Annotated in this window: 13 protein-coding genes; 8 read left to right on the top strand and 5 right to left on the bottom strand. The window is 50.4% G+C overall.

The genetic code is table 11. The annotated features are described in order from the left end of the window. Positions 1-114: 114 nt before the first annotated feature. From F550_RS19440 to F550_RS0114170, 4 genes are all read right to left on the bottom strand, one after another. The gene (locus F550_RS19440) at positions 115-2,013 is read right to left on the bottom strand and encodes a hypothetical protein (RefSeq protein WP_018149236.1); all 1,899 of its coding nucleotides are present in this window, start codon (positions 2,011-2,013) and stop codon (positions 115-117) included. Next, positions 2,006-5,965: an HTH domain-containing protein gene (locus F550_RS0114180; RefSeq protein WP_156807947.1), complete on the bottom strand. Its 3,960-nt coding sequence runs from the start codon at positions 5,963-5,965 to the stop codon at positions 2,006-2,008. Before F550_RS0114180 ends, F550_RS19440 begins: the two co-directional genes overlap by 8 nt. 335 nt (positions 5,966-6,300) lie before the next feature. Next, the gene (cas1, locus tag F550_RS0114175; protein WP_018149234.1) at positions 6,301-7,392 is read right to left on the bottom strand and encodes a CRISPR-associated endonuclease Cas1; all 1,092 of its coding nucleotides are present in this window, start codon (positions 7,390-7,392) and stop codon (positions 6,301-6,303) included. Further along, entirely contained in the window at positions 7,382-8,326 is a 945-nt protein-coding gene (locus F550_RS0114170; protein ID WP_018149233.1) for a hypothetical protein, read from the bottom strand. The genes cas1 and F550_RS0114170 overlap by 11 nt, the downstream gene beginning before the upstream one ends. Positions 8,327-8,473: 147 nt before the next feature. Here F550_RS0114170 and F550_RS0114165 point away from each other — a divergent pair, with 147 nt between their 5' ends. From F550_RS0114165 to F550_RS19000, 8 genes are all read left to right on the top strand, one after another. Further along, on the top strand, positions 8,474-9,055 hold the full coding sequence (locus tag F550_RS0114165) for a hypothetical protein (RefSeq protein ID WP_018149232.1): 582 nt from the start codon (positions 8,474-8,476) through the stop codon (positions 9,053-9,055). Between the two features lie 9 nt (positions 9,056-9,064). Further along, the gene (locus F550_RS0114160) at positions 9,065-9,445 is read left to right on the top strand and encodes a hypothetical protein (RefSeq protein ID WP_018149231.1); all 381 of its coding nucleotides are present in this window, start codon (positions 9,065-9,067) and stop codon (positions 9,443-9,445) included. After that, entirely contained in the window at positions 9,442-10,350 is a 909-nt protein-coding gene (locus F550_RS0114155) for a 3'-5' exonuclease family protein (RefSeq protein ID WP_026180796.1), read from the top strand. Before F550_RS0114160 ends, F550_RS0114155 begins: the two co-directional genes overlap by 4 nt. Continuing rightward, positions 10,343-12,169 carry a hypothetical protein gene (locus F550_RS0114150; RefSeq protein ID WP_026180795.1) on the top strand — a complete coding sequence of 609 codons (1,827 nt, stop codon included), beginning with the start codon at positions 10,343-10,345 and terminating at the stop codon, positions 12,167-12,169. The genes F550_RS0114155 and F550_RS0114150 overlap by 8 nt, the downstream gene beginning before the upstream one ends. Before the next feature lie 161 nt (positions 12,170-12,330). Next, positions 12,331-13,095: a RipA family octameric membrane protein gene (locus tag F550_RS0114145; protein ID WP_156807946.1), complete on the top strand. Its 765-nt coding sequence runs from the start codon at positions 12,331-12,333 to the stop codon at positions 13,093-13,095. A 79-nt stretch (positions 13,096-13,174) separates the two neighbouring features. Beyond that, positions 13,175-13,714 carry an LbetaH domain-containing protein gene (locus F550_RS19005; protein WP_169332275.1) on the top strand — a complete coding sequence of 180 codons (540 nt, stop codon included), beginning with the start codon at positions 13,175-13,177 and terminating at the stop codon, positions 13,712-13,714. A gap of 143 nt (positions 13,715-13,857) precedes the next feature. Next, a complete protein-coding gene (locus F550_RS0114140; RefSeq protein WP_169332274.1) occupies positions 13,858-14,976 on the top strand; it encodes a glycosyltransferase in 1,119 nt (372 codons plus the stop codon). Further along, positions 14,960-15,592 carry an SGNH/GDSL hydrolase family protein gene (locus F550_RS19000; protein WP_083911001.1) on the top strand — a complete coding sequence of 211 codons (633 nt, stop codon included), beginning with the start codon at positions 14,960-14,962 and terminating at the stop codon, positions 15,590-15,592. Before F550_RS0114140 ends, F550_RS19000 begins: the two co-directional genes overlap by 17 nt. Here the strand turns inward: F550_RS19000 and F550_RS18995 are convergent. Beyond that, positions 15,531-16,436, bottom strand: a complete 906-nt coding sequence (locus tag F550_RS18995) for an ATP-grasp fold amidoligase family protein (protein WP_083911000.1) — start codon at positions 16,434-16,436, stop codon at positions 15,531-15,533. The genes F550_RS19000 and F550_RS18995 overlap by 62 nt on opposite strands. Between the last annotated feature and the right edge of the window lie 82 nt (positions 16,437-16,518).

Here is a 16,518-nt window from a genome sequence, read left to right as displayed (position 1 = left end):
AATGGCTGTAAGGGCTGAAGTTGAACGCCTTGGCCAAGAGCAAGCCACTCCGCCTCTATCTGCCACCTCCCCTCTCCCGGATTCGGGAGGGGGTATAGTGATGTCCAACGAAAATTATTGGCGTGCTGTATACCTGATTGCGGCTATCGATTTAGCCAGATGGCCTCGCATGGCGGGCTCAATAGCGCAGAGCTCGAAAAGTTCTTGTTCGAGCCGCACGAGTTGCTCCTTGGAAAACTCAGAAAAAGCTAGGAATTCTAGTTGCTGCTGAATCCATCTGTATCTGTCTTCTGGGTCACGACATACCGCGCTCAGCAATAGCAGCAATCTAAAGGCATCCGTCGCATTGAGCGCGAACTCCACACTATTGGTGTACCGCTTGATCAGTGTGGCAAGAGAATTGGCCAAGTCCTCGTTGCCGCAAACAACCGCAAGTCGAGCCAGATTCCCTAGTATGGCCCAAACCTCATAGCGCTCTTTCACGTCGGAAATAAAAAGGCCTATTTGATCAATCTTATCCTTCGCTCGTGCCACAAAGATATCGGGGATCGCAAACGTTGGGATAGCATTTGTAAGTGCGACAAATGCGCGAGCCGAATTCGTTTCGAGCTTTAGTTGTTCGTCGATGGCGCGGTGCAAGTCGACCGGAAGGAGATTGGTTGGTGCTTGGCTTCCTTCTAAATAGCCCGGTCTAAACGAGGCCATCTGTAGGCAATCTGATTGCAGGCTTCCCGAATCCCCAAATAATAAAGTTTTTAGTCGTTCACATGAAATATGTTCGATCACTAGTGACGCCTTGTTGAAAAGGCGGCCTGCATGATCGGCATAAAGTGAATTAGTCGTCAGTCCATCAACGTGCCAGCTTGGCGTTTCTACAGTTTCGAGGAGAGTTTTGAGCAAGTAGTTCTGCGAGTAATGAGCGAACAGGCTTTCAGAAATCGAAGCGAGTAATTCATCGTCGCTTCCGAGTTCCGAGTGTATCAACGTTGCCTGCGTGCTTACCACATAACGCCTATAGAATATGGAGACATTTTGAAACTTGGCGAACCGAGCAGATAGCCCGTCAATACCTGCAAATAGGTTTGCAGCGATCGTGTAGCTAGGTTGACGCCCCTTGTCAGGATTCATTTCTATAAACGCGTGGACCAGGTCCCCAATTCGCTCTTGAAAGCCGCTGTACTTGCACAAGTTTGCCAGTAGCAGTTCGGTCAATCCTACGACCGTAATAGGAGCCTTTTTGAGCAGTACCCAATCAACAACTTCGTCCAAGTGGTCGTAAATGTTGAGAGTGCTGGCAAGTACGTCCGAAAGTTGGGACTGACCGCACAAGCTTAATGATTGCTTGATGCGTGCAGGCTCGTCCAATCCCTTCCAACGCTCCAATTGCGCTACTATTCCTTGAGACGCGCACTCGTCTACCGAGCCATTTAGCGAAAAGTCTCCGACTAAGCGTTGCCAGTATACGTCACAATGCGGCAGAAAGAGCGTCCACGGCGCCGACCCCTTTTCTGGCAGGCCGCTTATCTGTTCCATTACACCAACCGGCGAATTTTGGCAGTCTTCGTATAATTCCAACAAAAGATCGAATGACACTTCGTCGGTTATTCGCCGTTCCCACGTCTCGTATCGCTCGGACGGTAGCTTTCCATAGGCGAGAGCCTTTAATCCCGTCAGTTTCGTGTCGATGTCATCCGACAATAAGCGACTTTCGGGTAATTGAAGTGTGACTTCATCGACAACGCAGGAAGCTTTAAATTGCTCGTCGACGACGATTTTTGCTTTTCGACCGTCTCGGGTTTCAAGATTATATTTTTGTCCGACGTTGCGAACTGCACATCTCAACGCTTCGAAGAACTCGTCGACCTTAAAAGAGACGTTCTCAAATGGCGAAATTGTGGGTGTGATATTGGGGTTTATCTCGGTAGCAAAATTGCTGTCCTGCATAAGCTCAAGTCTAAGCGTTTGAGGTATTCTTTGAAGGACATAGCCGGCAAGGATTCTCGTGTCAGGCATCGACACCTTCTTTCAAGTGACGAAAGAATTCGCGGTAATATTTCTTCGACGCTTCGAGGTAGGCCTCGTAGGTAAGGGGGTCCCCAAGTTTTGTGGGCTCTGCTACGTCTTGATCGAACCAATCGATAAATTGTTGCTGCGTGCTGTCGGACACCTGGAATGCCAAGCCCGCTAAAAAGCATAGTTGAGTTGATCGTAGTTGGACCAACTCAGAAGACTTGAATTGTCTGAATCTGACCCAGTCACGAATGTCATATAATTCCAAGACCCACGACGAACGCGCGGGAGCCTGCTCAATGCTTGATTGGTCATCCCAAAGCATCCTAATCGCGTCGAAGAAAGCGCTATGCAGTGATTGCACCCAGTTGGATTCATCTGGAATTAAGAGCCAGTCGGTCATTGAAACAAACTCGATGTACTCACGTATTGCCCGCAATTCGGCTGTTTCAGATATCTTGCCGTCTCTTATTGTTGAGTGCGTCAACGCCTCAACGATTTCGTCCGCCCTGAGCGGAACGAATATGTATAAGGCCTTCCTCATCCGATTCAGTGTTTCGAACTTATCATACGAGGCTTGATTGGACGACGCAGACCAATAATTGAGTATGTCTAGGGAGCTCAGAACAGGCACATACCCTTGATCGTTTCCGGCCTGGCGAAGCTTATTAATGCTTCGATCATCACAACAGACCGCATCATAATTGTGGGCCTGCTTGACCATATTCAATAACAAAGAAGTGCTCGAATACTCCGTTTCATATACATCACGAGAGGCAATTTTCACCAATCCGCTGGTGATCTCTCGTTCCAAAAAAGCCCTGAGACGCTCAACGCATTCAATTGCTGAATCGGCATGTTCATTGAATTGCACAAGCGAATAAGCTTCCTGGAGCTCCGCATTTAAAATTTTGAGCTTCAAGCCGGATCGACTTAAGGGTTGCAGCATATTCAGATCGCTCAAGTAGCTTAAGGCGAGCCCGTCTATGAGCAACGTACAGCCTTTCTTAATTCGATCGTCGAATTCGGCGTTCTGGTCCCCTTGGAGCTTCAAAAAATTGCTAGCGGTTTGATACTCGCTTTGGGTGAGCCGGCCGTTATCCCGAAGAAAATTAGTTAGCTGCAAACAGCCAACGACTACATTTTCCAATCCACGCAAATCCGCCGTTTCTCGACCTAGGCTTGTGCTTTTCTTAATCAGCCCTGGATGAACGACAAGAATAGCGCCCTGTTCCGGAGGGGACTCACTTGCTGCAATTTGAAGAAGGCGGCCCGTTCGCAATCCCGCCTCTGTCAAAAGGTGCGGTGGAACTTCAACTGCTTCATTTATGGCCTCTAAAGCGCCGATCCCAACTAAGGAAATGACATTGCGGGCTTTTTCTACGACTGAGGGTTGATGGAAGGATATTTCTCGGACGTTGTTGAAAAGTTTTTGGAGTGTTCCGTGCGGTATCACGACGCTCCCAAAACTCTGTTTGAATTGATCCAACAATTTTAAGTCTGCAAGGCTGATAAGAAATGTGGGATCGCAGAGTACACATTCGGGCAACTCCTCAAGAGTCTCTCGCTCTTTTCCAAAGAACGCGGGTATAGGTTCTTTGAACCGTAAATCACCCGCGTCGCGATTTCGTGCGGCTCGAAGGGCCGTAAGCTCACATATGCTGCGATTACTAGCTTCACCGAAGATTTCCAGGGGATAGCTAGCGGTCCGCAAACCTTCAGAAAGCTCGCGTTGCCGCTCGTGCCAATCCGGTGCATCACGAACCAAATCATCAAGAGAAATCTGCTTTATCGGCCCGTCTCGGTCGGACAACTGCACGGCTTGTTGAAGCCAGGATGAAACTTCGGCGTCTCCCTCCCAGCCACTGCTGCTCGCAATGTGGTAGCATGCTACCAAGGAGGTCGCATCTGTCTGCGCGTTGTTAGCAACGTGTCTGACAATAGGCTCAACAACGGAAGGACGCGAATAAGTTGCAATTTGCGCGTACTCCAGTAGCTCAGAGCTAGTGAGGTCTTCGCGTTTTTCGAATGCCTCCTCACACAACGGGCCCAGCCGTTCCCACTGACCGCATTCAAGCAAACAGGAAATCAGTAGCTGACGCACGGTACGGTTTGGATGGTCTTCATTCAGACGACTGACGTACTCCAAGGCCTCCTGAATCCGGCCTCGAAAATAGAGCGATTGCGCATATCGAAGCGCGATCTGGTGAGACTGCTTGGACAACTCAACATGGCGATCGAGGAATTCATCTAGTTCCGCAACATTTTTGGCATCGTCGAGGGCGGACAAGTATCTCTTTGCATCACTAAGAGATTGGGTTCGAGCAAAGAGCTCGAGCGCATACTCGGAACGCTTTAGCGGATCACCTGATTTTTCGAGGCTTTGGAGAAGCATTTCCAAGTCTTCGAGAGAATCTGATTCCAGGAAGGCCGCTTCATGCGTTTCGAAATGATCTCCGCTTTCGCTTTGCTGAATAATTCTATCTAACTGAGCACGCTGCTGATCCAGCAATTCTTCAATAGAAGCTGCTTTGCGTTTTGCTTCCGAAATTCTACCTGCCACGCAAAGCGTCTCGACGAGCATCATATTCAATACTGAGGCATCTAGATGAGTGCGAAGCTTACCCACATACGAATTCAGCAAATTCGCTCTTTCGTCAGCATTATCCTCGAGCAGAATCCAACTTAATCGGGCCTCACTGCCTGAACGGCCTAATTCACCTTCCAGCGCAACATGTCTCTTGATTATTTTATCAGCTTGCTCCCGATCGATCGCCGGACCGAATCTTAGGCCAAGGTTGACGAAATGGATGGCTTGCTGCGGATTCAAAACGAGCGCTTTTAGTCTCGCAGTGGCATCTGCATTTCGTTCAGTGGACAGTAAACTCAACCAGAGGCCCAACTTGTTGGTCTCTAGTGCTCTCGTGCGCAATCCATTCTGCAGGTAACGTTCGCTGGCGCTTCCAAACAGACCAATAGCCCTGTGGCGCAGCGCTAAACTCTCGCCTGTGTCGGACAACCGGTACCTATCTGCGGAAAAGGGGACCCCGAATAGCAGAACACTCCTGTGTTCCTCCGGCGATAGTGTGCCTGTTAGCGCTAATCCAAAGAAATCCTCCGCTACTGGAGAAAATTCGAAATCGATTTCCGTCAGTTGTTCTCCTAGACGCTTCGCGAGCTCCCAATTTCCTCTTTCCATCAGATTGACAATGATCGCACATTTGGCGTGAGTATCGAGCTTGTCGAATTCATGCCCGGCATCTGTCAGCCATTCCAGAGCGGTTTCTGGGGATGTCGAATTGAATTGTTGGATAAACGCTGCCGACCAGCTGTCATTTGTATTTAGGGCGACCAAAGCTTTGCGCACTGATGTGTCACCGTATGGTCCGGAAAAAAGGGCCTGTGCCACTTCCAGTTCCGGAGAGCGAGGTAAGTTGCCCACTTCAACCAGCAACTGTTGCGCGACCGATCTCGTCGGCTCCGGCGACAGAGTACGGATACACAGCCCTAGCGTGGAGGAGCGAACCTCATTCGGAGCAAGTCTCAAGTCACCGAAAGTCAATCGATTTGCGAGCCGTTCAGCCTTCTCCCGGGCTTTGAATTCCGGAACCAACCGAAATCGACGAAGCGCATCAGCTTCTCTTTCGCAGTGCTCTGCAGCATATTCGGCAGGCAGTGCATCGGCTTTCAGATTAGCTGCTTCTGACCTCGTGACCATGCCTGCTTCGATGGCCGAGACTTTTTCAGCAACGTTTTCGAGAGTTTTGAAAACAGCCTTTCGGAAGAAGCTCTCATTTTGGATGCACACATCCCGAAGTCGACTGGCCAGACTTTCAATATAAGGCGTAACTTCGGATTCTTTGGCACAAAAGAATGGTTGAAGTCCGTCGCCAATGTCACGGACGTTTCTCCACTGTTCCTTCAATGCGTTGGTCCATAACTCGACATCAGGCACGGTTTCTTCGCGAAGGCGCTTACGAAGCTGTACGATGGCCAGTGCATCATCGCTGCTGTCTAGTGGTGAATCACGTTCAAAAAGAATGCGACCCGCAGAAAGATATAACTTTTCAGGCAGGGACTTTTGCCATTCGTCTATCTGCTTCGCGATATCCTTAGCGAGAGAGGGCGAAGTTGCAGCATCCCATACACCGTCAAGTGCTTTTGCCGCAGTGTAGCCGACAAGCCATATAAGAACCGGTTCGATAATTGACAGCTCCTAAGCTAAACGCATTCACAGGTTGAAGCGACCTGCCACTAGAATCTACAGCTTGTCCAACTTTTCTGAACATCTCACACGTTAAGGACTCGAACCAAAGTCTTGACGAGGACCGGATTCACCCGCACCACTCCATCACTCTGCAAATCAAAATCCGCTCCCGAAAACGTCTCTTCAGCGATCAGCTTCAAGATAACCCGATCGACCACGGGCCGCATCGGTTCCATCAAATCCAAAGCGAATGACGGCGTGTTGTCTTTGTTCTTCTCGCGCTGATTGTGCATCACGCCGATCATCGGATCATAGCCGTCTGCGATCGCTTTGATTTTCGTTTGTGTGAGAAGTGCTGTGTAAACGTAGTTCAGCATCGCATTGATCGGGTGCGATGCGTTTCGGTTTGGCTCTTTCTTCGATGAATTGACCGATGACCTTGCGGTGAACGTCCGCCACTCCTCAGGAATGGGAAACTGCTTTGCCGCTTTCCAATTGATGTCGAGAGGGTGCCAGGCCCGCCAATACCAGTAGGCCGCTTTGCCTTCCTGACCGCGAAGCTTCTGTGTTTTGTCGGCTCGCCCGCTTTCGATGAATTCCAGGCATGCCGAAGTTGCCTCGATCGCACGGCTTCGATCGGCAGACGCAGGCAGACAATCGCGAAGCGTCACAAGCGCGGCTTCCAGTTTTTTAATGGTGAGCGGCGCTGCAAACTCGATCTTCAGCGCCTCGCTTTCGCGGGCCTTCATTTGCCATGCAATTTTTTCAGGATCGCCCGCATAGCCGGTTGGGCTCATCACAGACGTATTCGAGCCATCATATTTGATGCGGATAAGGGCGATCCCCTGTTCCGTGAGCCAGTCGACCGCATCCAGCGTGATAGAACCGGCCCCATCAATGATGACGATACGCGGTGGCAGGTCGAGACTGCCTTTGAAGAAAACATGCTGAACTGGTTTGCTCGGAAAATGCGTCGTGCCGTCCTGGATGATTAGGCGACCTTTCTCGACTTTTATGGATAGGCCATAGCCGACGAGAATGAGCGGGCGTTTCTGACGCTCGCGCCGTTTGCGAGGGGATTGACATGTTTCGGATCGGGCTAGCCAATAGTTGCTTCGGGCACTCCATTCGTCTTGGTCTTCCGGCACCAAATTTTCGAACGTTTCATGTCGCATCGGGGTTTGGCTCCAGTCCTACTAACTTCGCAAAAAGTGTAGCAAAATCTGGCCCCAAAATCGCCTCCAAAAGTGGTAGTTGGACCGTCAGAACGCCCACCAAAATGGCTTGCCAGTTTGGGGCTTTGAAAGCGGTTTCGATCACTAACTTTGTTACATTACTTAAGGGAAGTATTGGTTCGAACTTGGTGGCGTTCGCGAATGTTTGAGCAATGGAAATTGCTTTGACCAAATCGCCAGCTTTCACGCTGCTCAGTCTCTCTTCCAAACTAAAATCGGTGTTCTCGGCATCACCTGCGATACCGGGCATAAACTGAACCAAGTCCTGCATTTCAGTGAGCGCCGGCGCGAGCTGATCTCCAAGCAGTTCACCAAAATGTTCGCTTAGAAGACTTCGAGCCCCGTCCATCACCGAATTGGGTATGGATGCGTCCGAACTACTACCAATCAAGATTGTGAATCCAGCTTCCAAGATGGCCTCTCTCGGCATTGCCCAACCTTCGTCTTTCAGTATGGGCGCAACTTGATCGGCTCGTTTCAAGAGACGATCTGACGGCTCATTCGCGAAGCTCCTTGAACTGAAATTTCGCCAGCCATTTCTGCGCATACGTTTGAAACTGCGACTGGCTTCACTTGCCACGTTTTGCAAAAGCTCATCCGGATCCACTTTAAAACCTGCAACCGCTAATCCTATGCGGAGTTGAGCGGTTCGTTTCGCTCCTCTCGCTTCTAGCCCAATAATCTCGATTGCAGCCCGAACGGATTTCTCATCAAAACTCCATTGTGGGGGAATGCCGCGCCTAATACCCTTGGCGCTCGCACCATCTATCAGTCCCTTGGTAATCCAGCTCTCGAACTTCGCTTCGCTTGGTGGATCGACGCCGAGACTTGCGGCTTTCGCAGCGAGCATTGCGAGCACGGCTTCCTTTCTCATCGCTCTAGTTTCCCAAGTTACAAATCCTACGCAAACTGGAAGCAAGTCACGGGCCAGAGCTATTTTAGGACTCCTACGCGAACTGGATGATGGGGCGGCACGTCATCTCGCATACCGGGCATTCCTTAGATTGCCTGGAGCCCGAAAGTGGCAAAGAAGCGCGACTACAAAGCAGAGTACCAGCGCCGCAAAGCGCGCGGTCTCGCACGCGGTCTGACGCTATCCCAGACGCGCGGTCATCCTAAACCGGATGAAACTCGCGCAAGCGGCAAACCCGCTGCACCCCGCGCGAGCGCGAAGATCAATGAAGCCCTGAAAGTCATGAACGGCGGTCTATCGATGACCGCCGCCGCCAGAGCGGCTGGCATCTCACCGGAACGCCTTTCCTGGTATCTCGCACAATCCGGCCTTGGTTTGAAACAAGCCAATCGATGGGTAATCGGTGACACCCGCCCCCGCCGTATTCCCATGATCGAAAATGCTTCGACTAAGGCGATTACGGTCGCAGGCTTCGCCCCTGCCAGCCGGGCCGGTCACTATTTCAACGACATCAAGAAATTCCTTCGGACCAAAGACCCGAAAGTGCTCGACCCGTATCGCGGTGACGGCCTGACCGATCTTAAAGGCCGCTTCCACCCCTTCGAGACCGATCGCAATGCGCTCATTCGCTACGCGCTGAAAGACGAGCCGGAATTCCACGAAATCTACGCAATCACAAACCCTGACTAGGAGCCCTCCATGCTGCCTGAAATCACGAAAAAAGAACTACGACGCGAGGCCGATTTCCGGCGTCTGAAATCGCGTCATCCAATCTGCCTCTGGTGTGCCTTCAACGCTCACCCGGCAGCCCTCGAATTCGCCCACCTCATTCCCAGCAAGTTCGCGATCGGCACGGGCGGAGCGCTTTGCAGCAACTGCCATCGCATCTCAACCGAAAAGGAGAAAGACATGTCGTTTAGGCCCAAAACTCAAGACCCCGATCGCGAGACGATCGGGCGCTATCTCGACGCCCTGGCAGACTGGCTGCTTCAAATTGCCAAGACGCTGAAGGCATTTGGCCAGTCGCTGATTGAAGAGGCTGAACAAGCCCGCCTCGATGAGAAGGAGGCAGACCAATGAGCGTTCTCGAAACTGATCTCTTCATCAGGGCCTATACCGAACCGCCGAACTGGACGCCGAAAGTCTTCCGCCCGGCTGGCTTCGAATTCGACATCACGTCGGATTGGCAGGTCATCTTCGATACAGAAACAACCGTTGATGCCCTCCAAAAGCTTCGCGTGGGGTTTGCTCAAGTCCGGCATGCCGGGACGCTGAAATATGAAGTCATCTTCATTGCAGACGAGCTGCCAGATGCTGACCTGGCAGTTGTCTTGGCCTACGCGTCGGCTCATGATCTTGACGTCATTCCGATAGAAGCGTTTCGGCGAACGATCATTCTCGATATTGGTTATCTCGCGAATGGCGCGATCATCGGGTTTAATCTGCCGTTCGATATTGCTCGTATTGCTCTTGCTTCCGGTGAAGCGCGCGGCTCGATGTTTGGCGGGTTCACATTCCGCCTGACCCGCTGGAAGTCTGATCCGAACATTCGCATCAAACATCTCAACCCGACGACGGCCCTGATAGATTTTGCCGCTCCTGGAAAACCAAAGCAGCCTCGCAGTATGCGAAAGCGAAATGTGAAGCCGGCGAGCAATCGTGGGACGTTCATTGATGCCAAGACAATTGCGGCGGCCTTGCTGACGGGCCGGTATTCGCTCGCCGCTCTAGCCAAGCGGTTGAATACGCCAACACAGAAGCAGGAGACCGAAGAGCATGGAGGCCCGCTGACGCCGGAATATCTGAGCTATGCACGAGATGACGTCCAGGCGACCTGGGAGTGTTATGAAGCCCTCGCCAAAATCTATGCTGGTTTCGGACTATCGACGCCGCTCAAGCGTATCCTGAGCGAAGCCAGTCTCGGCAAAGCCCTGCTTCGCGAGATGAACATTCGCCCTCTGCTTAGGAGAGATTACGATGCTTGATCGTCAAATCTTCGGGCCGATCATGGCTACCTATTATGGCGGGCGGGCAGAAGTCCGAATTCGCCGGGCAATTACCGAAGTTCTCTATTGCGACTTCAAATCCATGTATCCATCCGTCAATGCGCTGATGAAGCTCAATGCCTTCTTGGTCGCGGCACATTTCGAGCACTTCGACGATACCGCGAATGTTCAACGCTTCCTCGACACCGTGACGCTTGATGACCTCAAGCAAAAGGATGTTTGGCCAAAGCTTCATGCGATCGTGCAGCTTTCACCGGATGGTGACATCGTGCCGGTGCGGGCGCGATATTCAGACGGGCGGCAGAACCAGACGATCGGTGTGAACAGCCTGACTTCAAATCAGCCGGTCTGGTACACGCTGGCTGATCTTGTCGCCTCGAAACTCTTCACGGGCAAAGCGCCGAAAATCGATAGGGCCGTCCGCTTCGTGCCAGGGCCTAAACAATCAGATCTCAGACCAATGAAGCTTTTGGGCCGGGACGAATATCTTTTCGATCCCAATACAGAAGACCTGTTCGTTCGTCTCATCGATATGAGGGATGAGGCCAAGCGACAGGGCGACCCGATCGAGAAGCAGCTTAAAATTCTCGCAAACTCGACTTGCTACGGCATCTTCGCAGAAATCCGGCACGATACGTCAAACGACAAGCTACCCCTGAACGTATTCGGGCTGGATGGAGAGCGGCATACAATCCAGTTAAAAGCCGTCGAATATCCGGGCTCCTATTTCAATCCCGTTTTGGCTGCGATGATCACCGGAGCGGCGCGGCTCATGCTCGCTTGCGCTGAAACCGTTGCGGCTGACAATGGGCTTGGCTGGGTGTTCTGCGATACCGACAGTATCGCGCTTGCGCGGTCTGATGGCGTTGATCGGGCAGACTTCCAGCAGTCGGCAAGGGCGGTTGTCGATTGGTTCGTTAATCTCAATCCGTACCAGAAGCCGGGCTCCATTCTTCAGATTGAAGATGTAAACTATGCGCCCGGTTCGAAAGACGAGATTGAACCGCTATTTGCCTGGGCCATTTCTGCCAAGCGGTATGCGCTGTTCAATATCGCGGACGGTGGGTCGCCCATTATCCGCAAGGCGTCTGCGCATGGGCTTGGCCAGTGGTTGCCGCCCTATGGTGAGGATAATCCGGCTCCAGGCGTTCCAGACCCGATCGAAAACTTGCGGGCGATGGGCATCCACCGCTGGCAGTATGATTTTTGGTTCTTCATTCTAAAGGCCGCGATCGACGGCACGCCGGACCAAGTGCCGCTGGACTATCACCCAGCGCTTACCAATCCGGCGTTGATGCGTTGGAATGCCAGCAGCCCGGAAATGCTGCGCTACATGAAGCACTTCAATGCGGGCAAGCCATACTCTGAGAAAGTGAAGCCGTTCGGGTTCATGGTCGCGCCAACGGCGCTTACGGAAGCCTGGCTCGATATGCCGATTGAAGAGGTTGATCCGTCAAAGCGCGGACGCCCTAAAAAGCGAGAATTGCCGAAGCCGATTGCTCCCTATGAGCGGGATGCCGACAAACTGGCTGAGCTTGTTTTTGATCGCGAGACGGGTGAGCCCGTTCCGATTGGTGCTTTGAAAACCTATGCCGATGCGCTCGCGCTTTATCACCTCAGTCCGGAAGACAAGTTCGACAATGGCGCTCCGCTGCATCAGGGGGTCACTTGTCGGCGTCACATCGCTATGACTGGCGTAAGGTTAATTGGCAAGGAAACCAAACAAGTAGATGCACCACCACGCGATGGACCAAGCCCTCTTTTGGTTAGTCAAATCAATGCAGCCCGAACGTATTGAGCGAACGTGCACTTAGGCTGCATGCAGGTAAGGACTTTTATAAACGGCAAGTTGCACATTTTATCACGCTTTTATATTTCAATAACTTAAGATAGCGTCGTGCTCGGCGTCGTTCTTTACGAGGCGTTCCGCGTGAAAAGGCTGACCATCAGGTTCGGACAATGAGTGAAGCAGAGCCCCCAAAACCAACAAACTCAGAAGGTGAGCCAAGCAAACCTGGGGACGCCGGAAGCGCATCGGAAAGTTCGGTAGATGCGCAGGCACTAGCGCAAGTACACTCAACGGTTGTTAGTATTTGGGACCGAGAAGCAGATCGGTATTGGGTTCGGAATAATCTGATGCTGATAGTAAATGGAGTGCTCGTCGGGGCAGCATTGTCTATAGAAATAAAGTTTGACATGAAACTGATTGCCTCAACACTAGGTGTGTATTTTTCTTGGATCTGGCTTATGATGAATAATAAGTCGGGATATTATCTCAGTAGGTGGCGACCCGTAATTGAGGACCTGGAAGCTCAGATGCTTTCAACAAAAACGTATACGGTATTACCACTGACCGAAGTGAAATCAGATTCCGTAGCGTTCGCGGGCATCAGAAACGGATTTGCGCGGCATCTGAAAGTTTTTTTGGCCTTAGAGCGCACTAGGTTGAGTGCAGGTAAGTTGATGCAGGCGCTTATCTGGGGGTTTGTTGCTACCTGGGTAGCGATATTTTCACTGAACATCGCACCAGCAGTCGGAAATTTCCTGTCAGGCGTGCCCCCTCAAGGTGAGGAAGACGAAATTACCCCTGGCAATGAGGCGACCAAGCTCGACAACATGTCGCCAGCGTCTCTCCACGTGATTGAGCCAGAGCAATCTGACAACAACATGGAAACCAAAATAGTATCTGAGCCGAAAGAGCCAAAGGGTACTGATGCACCATAATGTTCCGAACTTCATCAAGAAAAGCTTACCTGTGTCGTTCTCACTTTTCTCATCACCGATCTGGTGGAGATCGCAGCTATTGGCGCTCAAAGCCTTCAACGAATTGAAGACTTTCCGGACTGAAAGCCTATCCGGCAGGTCAGCATTCAATGAAATAGAAACGGCGACAAGATTGAAAGAGGCGCGAACGAGTGGGCTTTCTCTTGTCTCAAAATCCGCAGTCATACACCGCGGCGTTCATTTAATTGGCGACGTTGTCATCTTGGACGAATGCGAAATTGGTCCGAATTCAACAATTTTTGGCCCGACGGTGATTGGTCCTGGGTCCTATGTGGGACCGGGCGCAGAAATTCGAACAACCATAGCTGTATCTCGACTAAAAATGGCACATGCAAGCTATTTGGGACATTCGTTGGTTGGTGCTGATGTAACGTTGTCAGCGGGATTCATCACAGCCGTACGCAATTTGAAGCGCGAATTCGTGTATCTCAATGTAGATGGAAAACTGGTTTGCACAGGGCACAAGCTGTTCGGTGCAATTATTGCCGATGGGTTTAATTGTAGAATTAACTACGAGGCCATGCCGGGAAGGGTGCTACTTCCCTCGCCTCAGACATGAATATCTTGATAGTTTGCAAGAAGGCATTTGCGGATGTCCATGACCCCAATGATGACGTCATCTCAATGGCTGGCCACACGATATCGTTTGTCCGCCCACTCACAAGGATCCTCGGTAGCCTCGGACATACTTCGTACCTCCTTATGCCGAAGCATCTTGCGAGCGGCGAAGTTGCGGCGCAGGTTAATGCATCGACAAATCCAAGCCAGTTAAAGCTATTCTTTTATGGCCAATGTGCACTGTCTAAGTCGACTATTAGTTTGAACCATTTTGAACTTTCCGCGCGCATAAACGAGATTGTCCGGACTCAGCATATCGACTCAATTTTTTTCGTTTCCGCTTTTCCAGAACTTGCGGTTCTGGAACCGGAGATGGATGCTCTTCGCAGGCTTGGCGTAAAGTCAATCGTGTGCTTCTTGCGAGGCAAAGACGGATACTTTTGGCCATTTCGAGAGGCTGAGAAATCATACCCCTTTTCTTCTATTTTCGCCGCAAGATCGTTTCGTTCGATTTACCTCAAATCTTTGAGGAAGTGCGACGCTCTATATTGTGTATCCGAGTTTCAGCGCACAAAAATGGAAGCGGCTGGACTGCAGATTTCTGGAATTGTTCCGAGTTTTCCTGAATCGCATGGGGTAAACGATGTCGTGCGTGCAAAAGAAATACTTGCCGCGCTGTCCGAGCCCAGGTTTGGGACTCTGGACTCTGGAAAGCGTTGGGTCGGCGTAGTAGGGAGAATTCATAAGGATAAATCTCCGCTCAAAGCTCTTGATGCGTTTTGCCAAGCCAAGCTTCTAAATACACAACTATGCTTCTTCGGCGAAGGAGATATATTGCCTATTTCACGGGAGGTGGAAAGGCGACAAATTACCAGTAAAATAGCAATTGCAAATGTACCCATAGAACATCTGCCTGATATGTACTCTGCGATCGACGTTTGTTTACACACGGCCTGTGGCGAGAACGATTTTGAGGACCCCCGGCCTTCATCTGTACTTTCGGCGGCCTTTGCAGGAAAGCCGGTGGTTGCAATGGACATCGGAGGCGTTTCTGAGTGCGTGTCTACGCTAAATATTCAAAGACTTTTCGTTGACCGACACGAGAGCCTTGATCAATGCTCAACAGAGCTGGCCGATAAATTGGCAACCGCTTTCGAGCCCGATCTTCAAATTAAGGTAGGAAAAGCAAATCGTGAGTATATCAGATCGTTAGATTTAATCTCAGGCTTTGAAAAGGTGATTCAATATGTTCAATCTATTTAGGAGAAGTCCGAAAGCTACTGAACAAAAAAGAAAAATAGCGGCTATTGGGGACAGCATTGTTTATGGCCGCCACGACACGATTAATGGCGGATGGGTAGGATTACTAAGGCGAGAGCTTGAATCCCGGAACAAAATGTCAGCGGTATTCAATCTTGGTATTGGCGGCGACAATACAGAGAATTTGAAAAGCCGTCTTGTCGCGGAAGTTAGCGCCAGAAAAGTTCCAACATTAATAATCGGCGTTGGAACTAACGATAGTCGTCTGAAAGTCGCGGATGACCCAAGATCATCCGAATTAGCTCTTCTGGATTTCCAGTCTAACCTAAACAGGATATTAGGTGACGCTCAGGATATGTGCCAAGACGTTTATTTGTTAGGCATTCCTCCAGTCGATGAATCTCGCACCAACCCTCTCGGACCCTACTACTACTTAAACGACAATATTCAAAGGTTCCGATCGGCAGCCAGAGAAGTTTTAGCTTCGCATCATTGCGTTGAAATAGACGCTTGGGATATGCTCTATGGAAAGGCGGTTTATTCCGATGGAGTGCATCTCAATGAAGAAGGTCATCGCATTCTCTTTGAAACCGTACTAAAGCATTTGGATATAGCTTAACGGAATCTTCGATTGTCCAATATTTCCCAAGTTCCCTGTCCACGAATTCTGGAATAATAGTGTTGATGCCCGCAGACGGATATACGGTAAGCTCATTCAGAAAGAACTTTTTTTGCAAAGCTAAGAAGTCCACGCGCAAAAAGTCAAAGCCGTCGGATATTTTTGCAGCGGCGACCGCCAACATTCGAATATCAAAAGAGTAACGCTTTTGCAGCGTTGGCGAGTATGGGTCGAGAAACCAAATTCTGTTGGCTCCCTGCCAACGGTCGGAAGTGACGCAAACAGCTCTAACCAATCCTCGAAAACAAAAGAGCGACACATCATCTGGAATTCGACCGTGCTGGAAAATGAGGGGCTCAATGAAAATGCGTCGAGCTGCTCCAGAATAGGCCCACTCAAATTTTCTAACTGAGTAATCAGAGGCCAGCCAATTGCGTGTTAAATTGTACAGCAATTTCGGGGCGTAGCTATTCCTATTGGAAACAACATAATTCCAACCGCTACCATGATTAGCCTTCACAATGGTTGGTCGTAGCGAGCCATCAAAATGGTCTGGTGTGATTGGAACTCGATGTACGCTCAACGCTGGCAGGCACGGTATCCGAAATTTTTTGGCAAGGCGTTTTGTCTGCAACTTATCAGATGCTTCTGCAAGTATTGGACGCCTGTCAAAAAGCATTCTAACCCAAATTTTTTCGCAGAATGTATGCGGGTTTTCCACATCCGGAAAAATACCATTCAGGTGAAGGTATCGGCGTAAATTATATCTAAGGGAATTCCTAGGACGAAATCTTCTATTTCTATTGTCGTCCAACCCCGTTGGTAATTTCGGTGCCAAAGCCATGTAACATGTAAACCCAACACTCAATATGGACCGTAGCTGTCCTACAAGCCGTGATAAATTACATTACTGTTGAAGCGCTAAA

The sequence above is a fragment of the Henriciella marina DSM 19595 genome (genome assembly GCF_000376805.1).
GTDB classification, from domain to species: domain Bacteria; phylum Pseudomonadota; class Alphaproteobacteria; order Caulobacterales; family Hyphomonadaceae; genus Henriciella; species Henriciella marina.
The sequence above is the reverse complement of the archived record's forward strand: the minus strand, read 5'-3'. Positions and strand labels throughout refer to the sequence as shown.

Coding starts and splice junctions, on each gene's coding strand:
- F550_RS19440 (WP_018149236.1), bottom strand. CDS start 2,013: ATGCCTGACACGAGAATCCTTGCCGGCTATGTCCTTCAAAGAATACCT.
- cas1 (WP_018149234.1), bottom strand. CDS start 7,392: ATGCGACATGAAACGTTCGAAAATTTGGTGCCGGAAGACCAAGACGAA.
- F550_RS0114170 (WP_018149233.1), bottom strand. CDS start 8,326: ATGAGAAAGGAAGCCGTGCTCGCAATGCTCGCTGCGAAAGCCGCAAGT.
- F550_RS0114160 (WP_018149231.1), top strand. CDS start 9,065: ATGCTGCCTGAAATCACGAAAAAAGAACTACGACGCGAGGCCGATTTC.
- F550_RS0114155 (WP_026180796.1), top strand. CDS start 9,442: ATGAGCGTTCTCGAAACTGATCTCTTCATCAGGGCCTATACCGAACCG.
- F550_RS0114150 (WP_026180795.1), top strand. CDS start 10,343: ATGCTTGATCGTCAAATCTTCGGGCCGATCATGGCTACCTATTATGGC.
- F550_RS0114145 (WP_156807946.1), top strand. CDS start 12,331: ATGAGTGAAGCAGAGCCCCCAAAACCAACAAACTCAGAAGGTGAGCCA.
- F550_RS0114140 (WP_169332274.1), top strand. CDS start 13,858: ATGCCGAAGCATCTTGCGAGCGGCGAAGTTGCGGCGCAGGTTAATGCA.
- F550_RS19000 (WP_083911001.1), top strand. CDS start 14,960: ATGTTCAATCTATTTAGGAGAAGTCCGAAAGCTACTGAACAAAAAAGA.
- F550_RS18995 (WP_083911000.1), bottom strand. CDS start 16,436: ATGGCTTTGGCACCGAAATTACCAACGGGGTTGGACGACAATAGAAAT.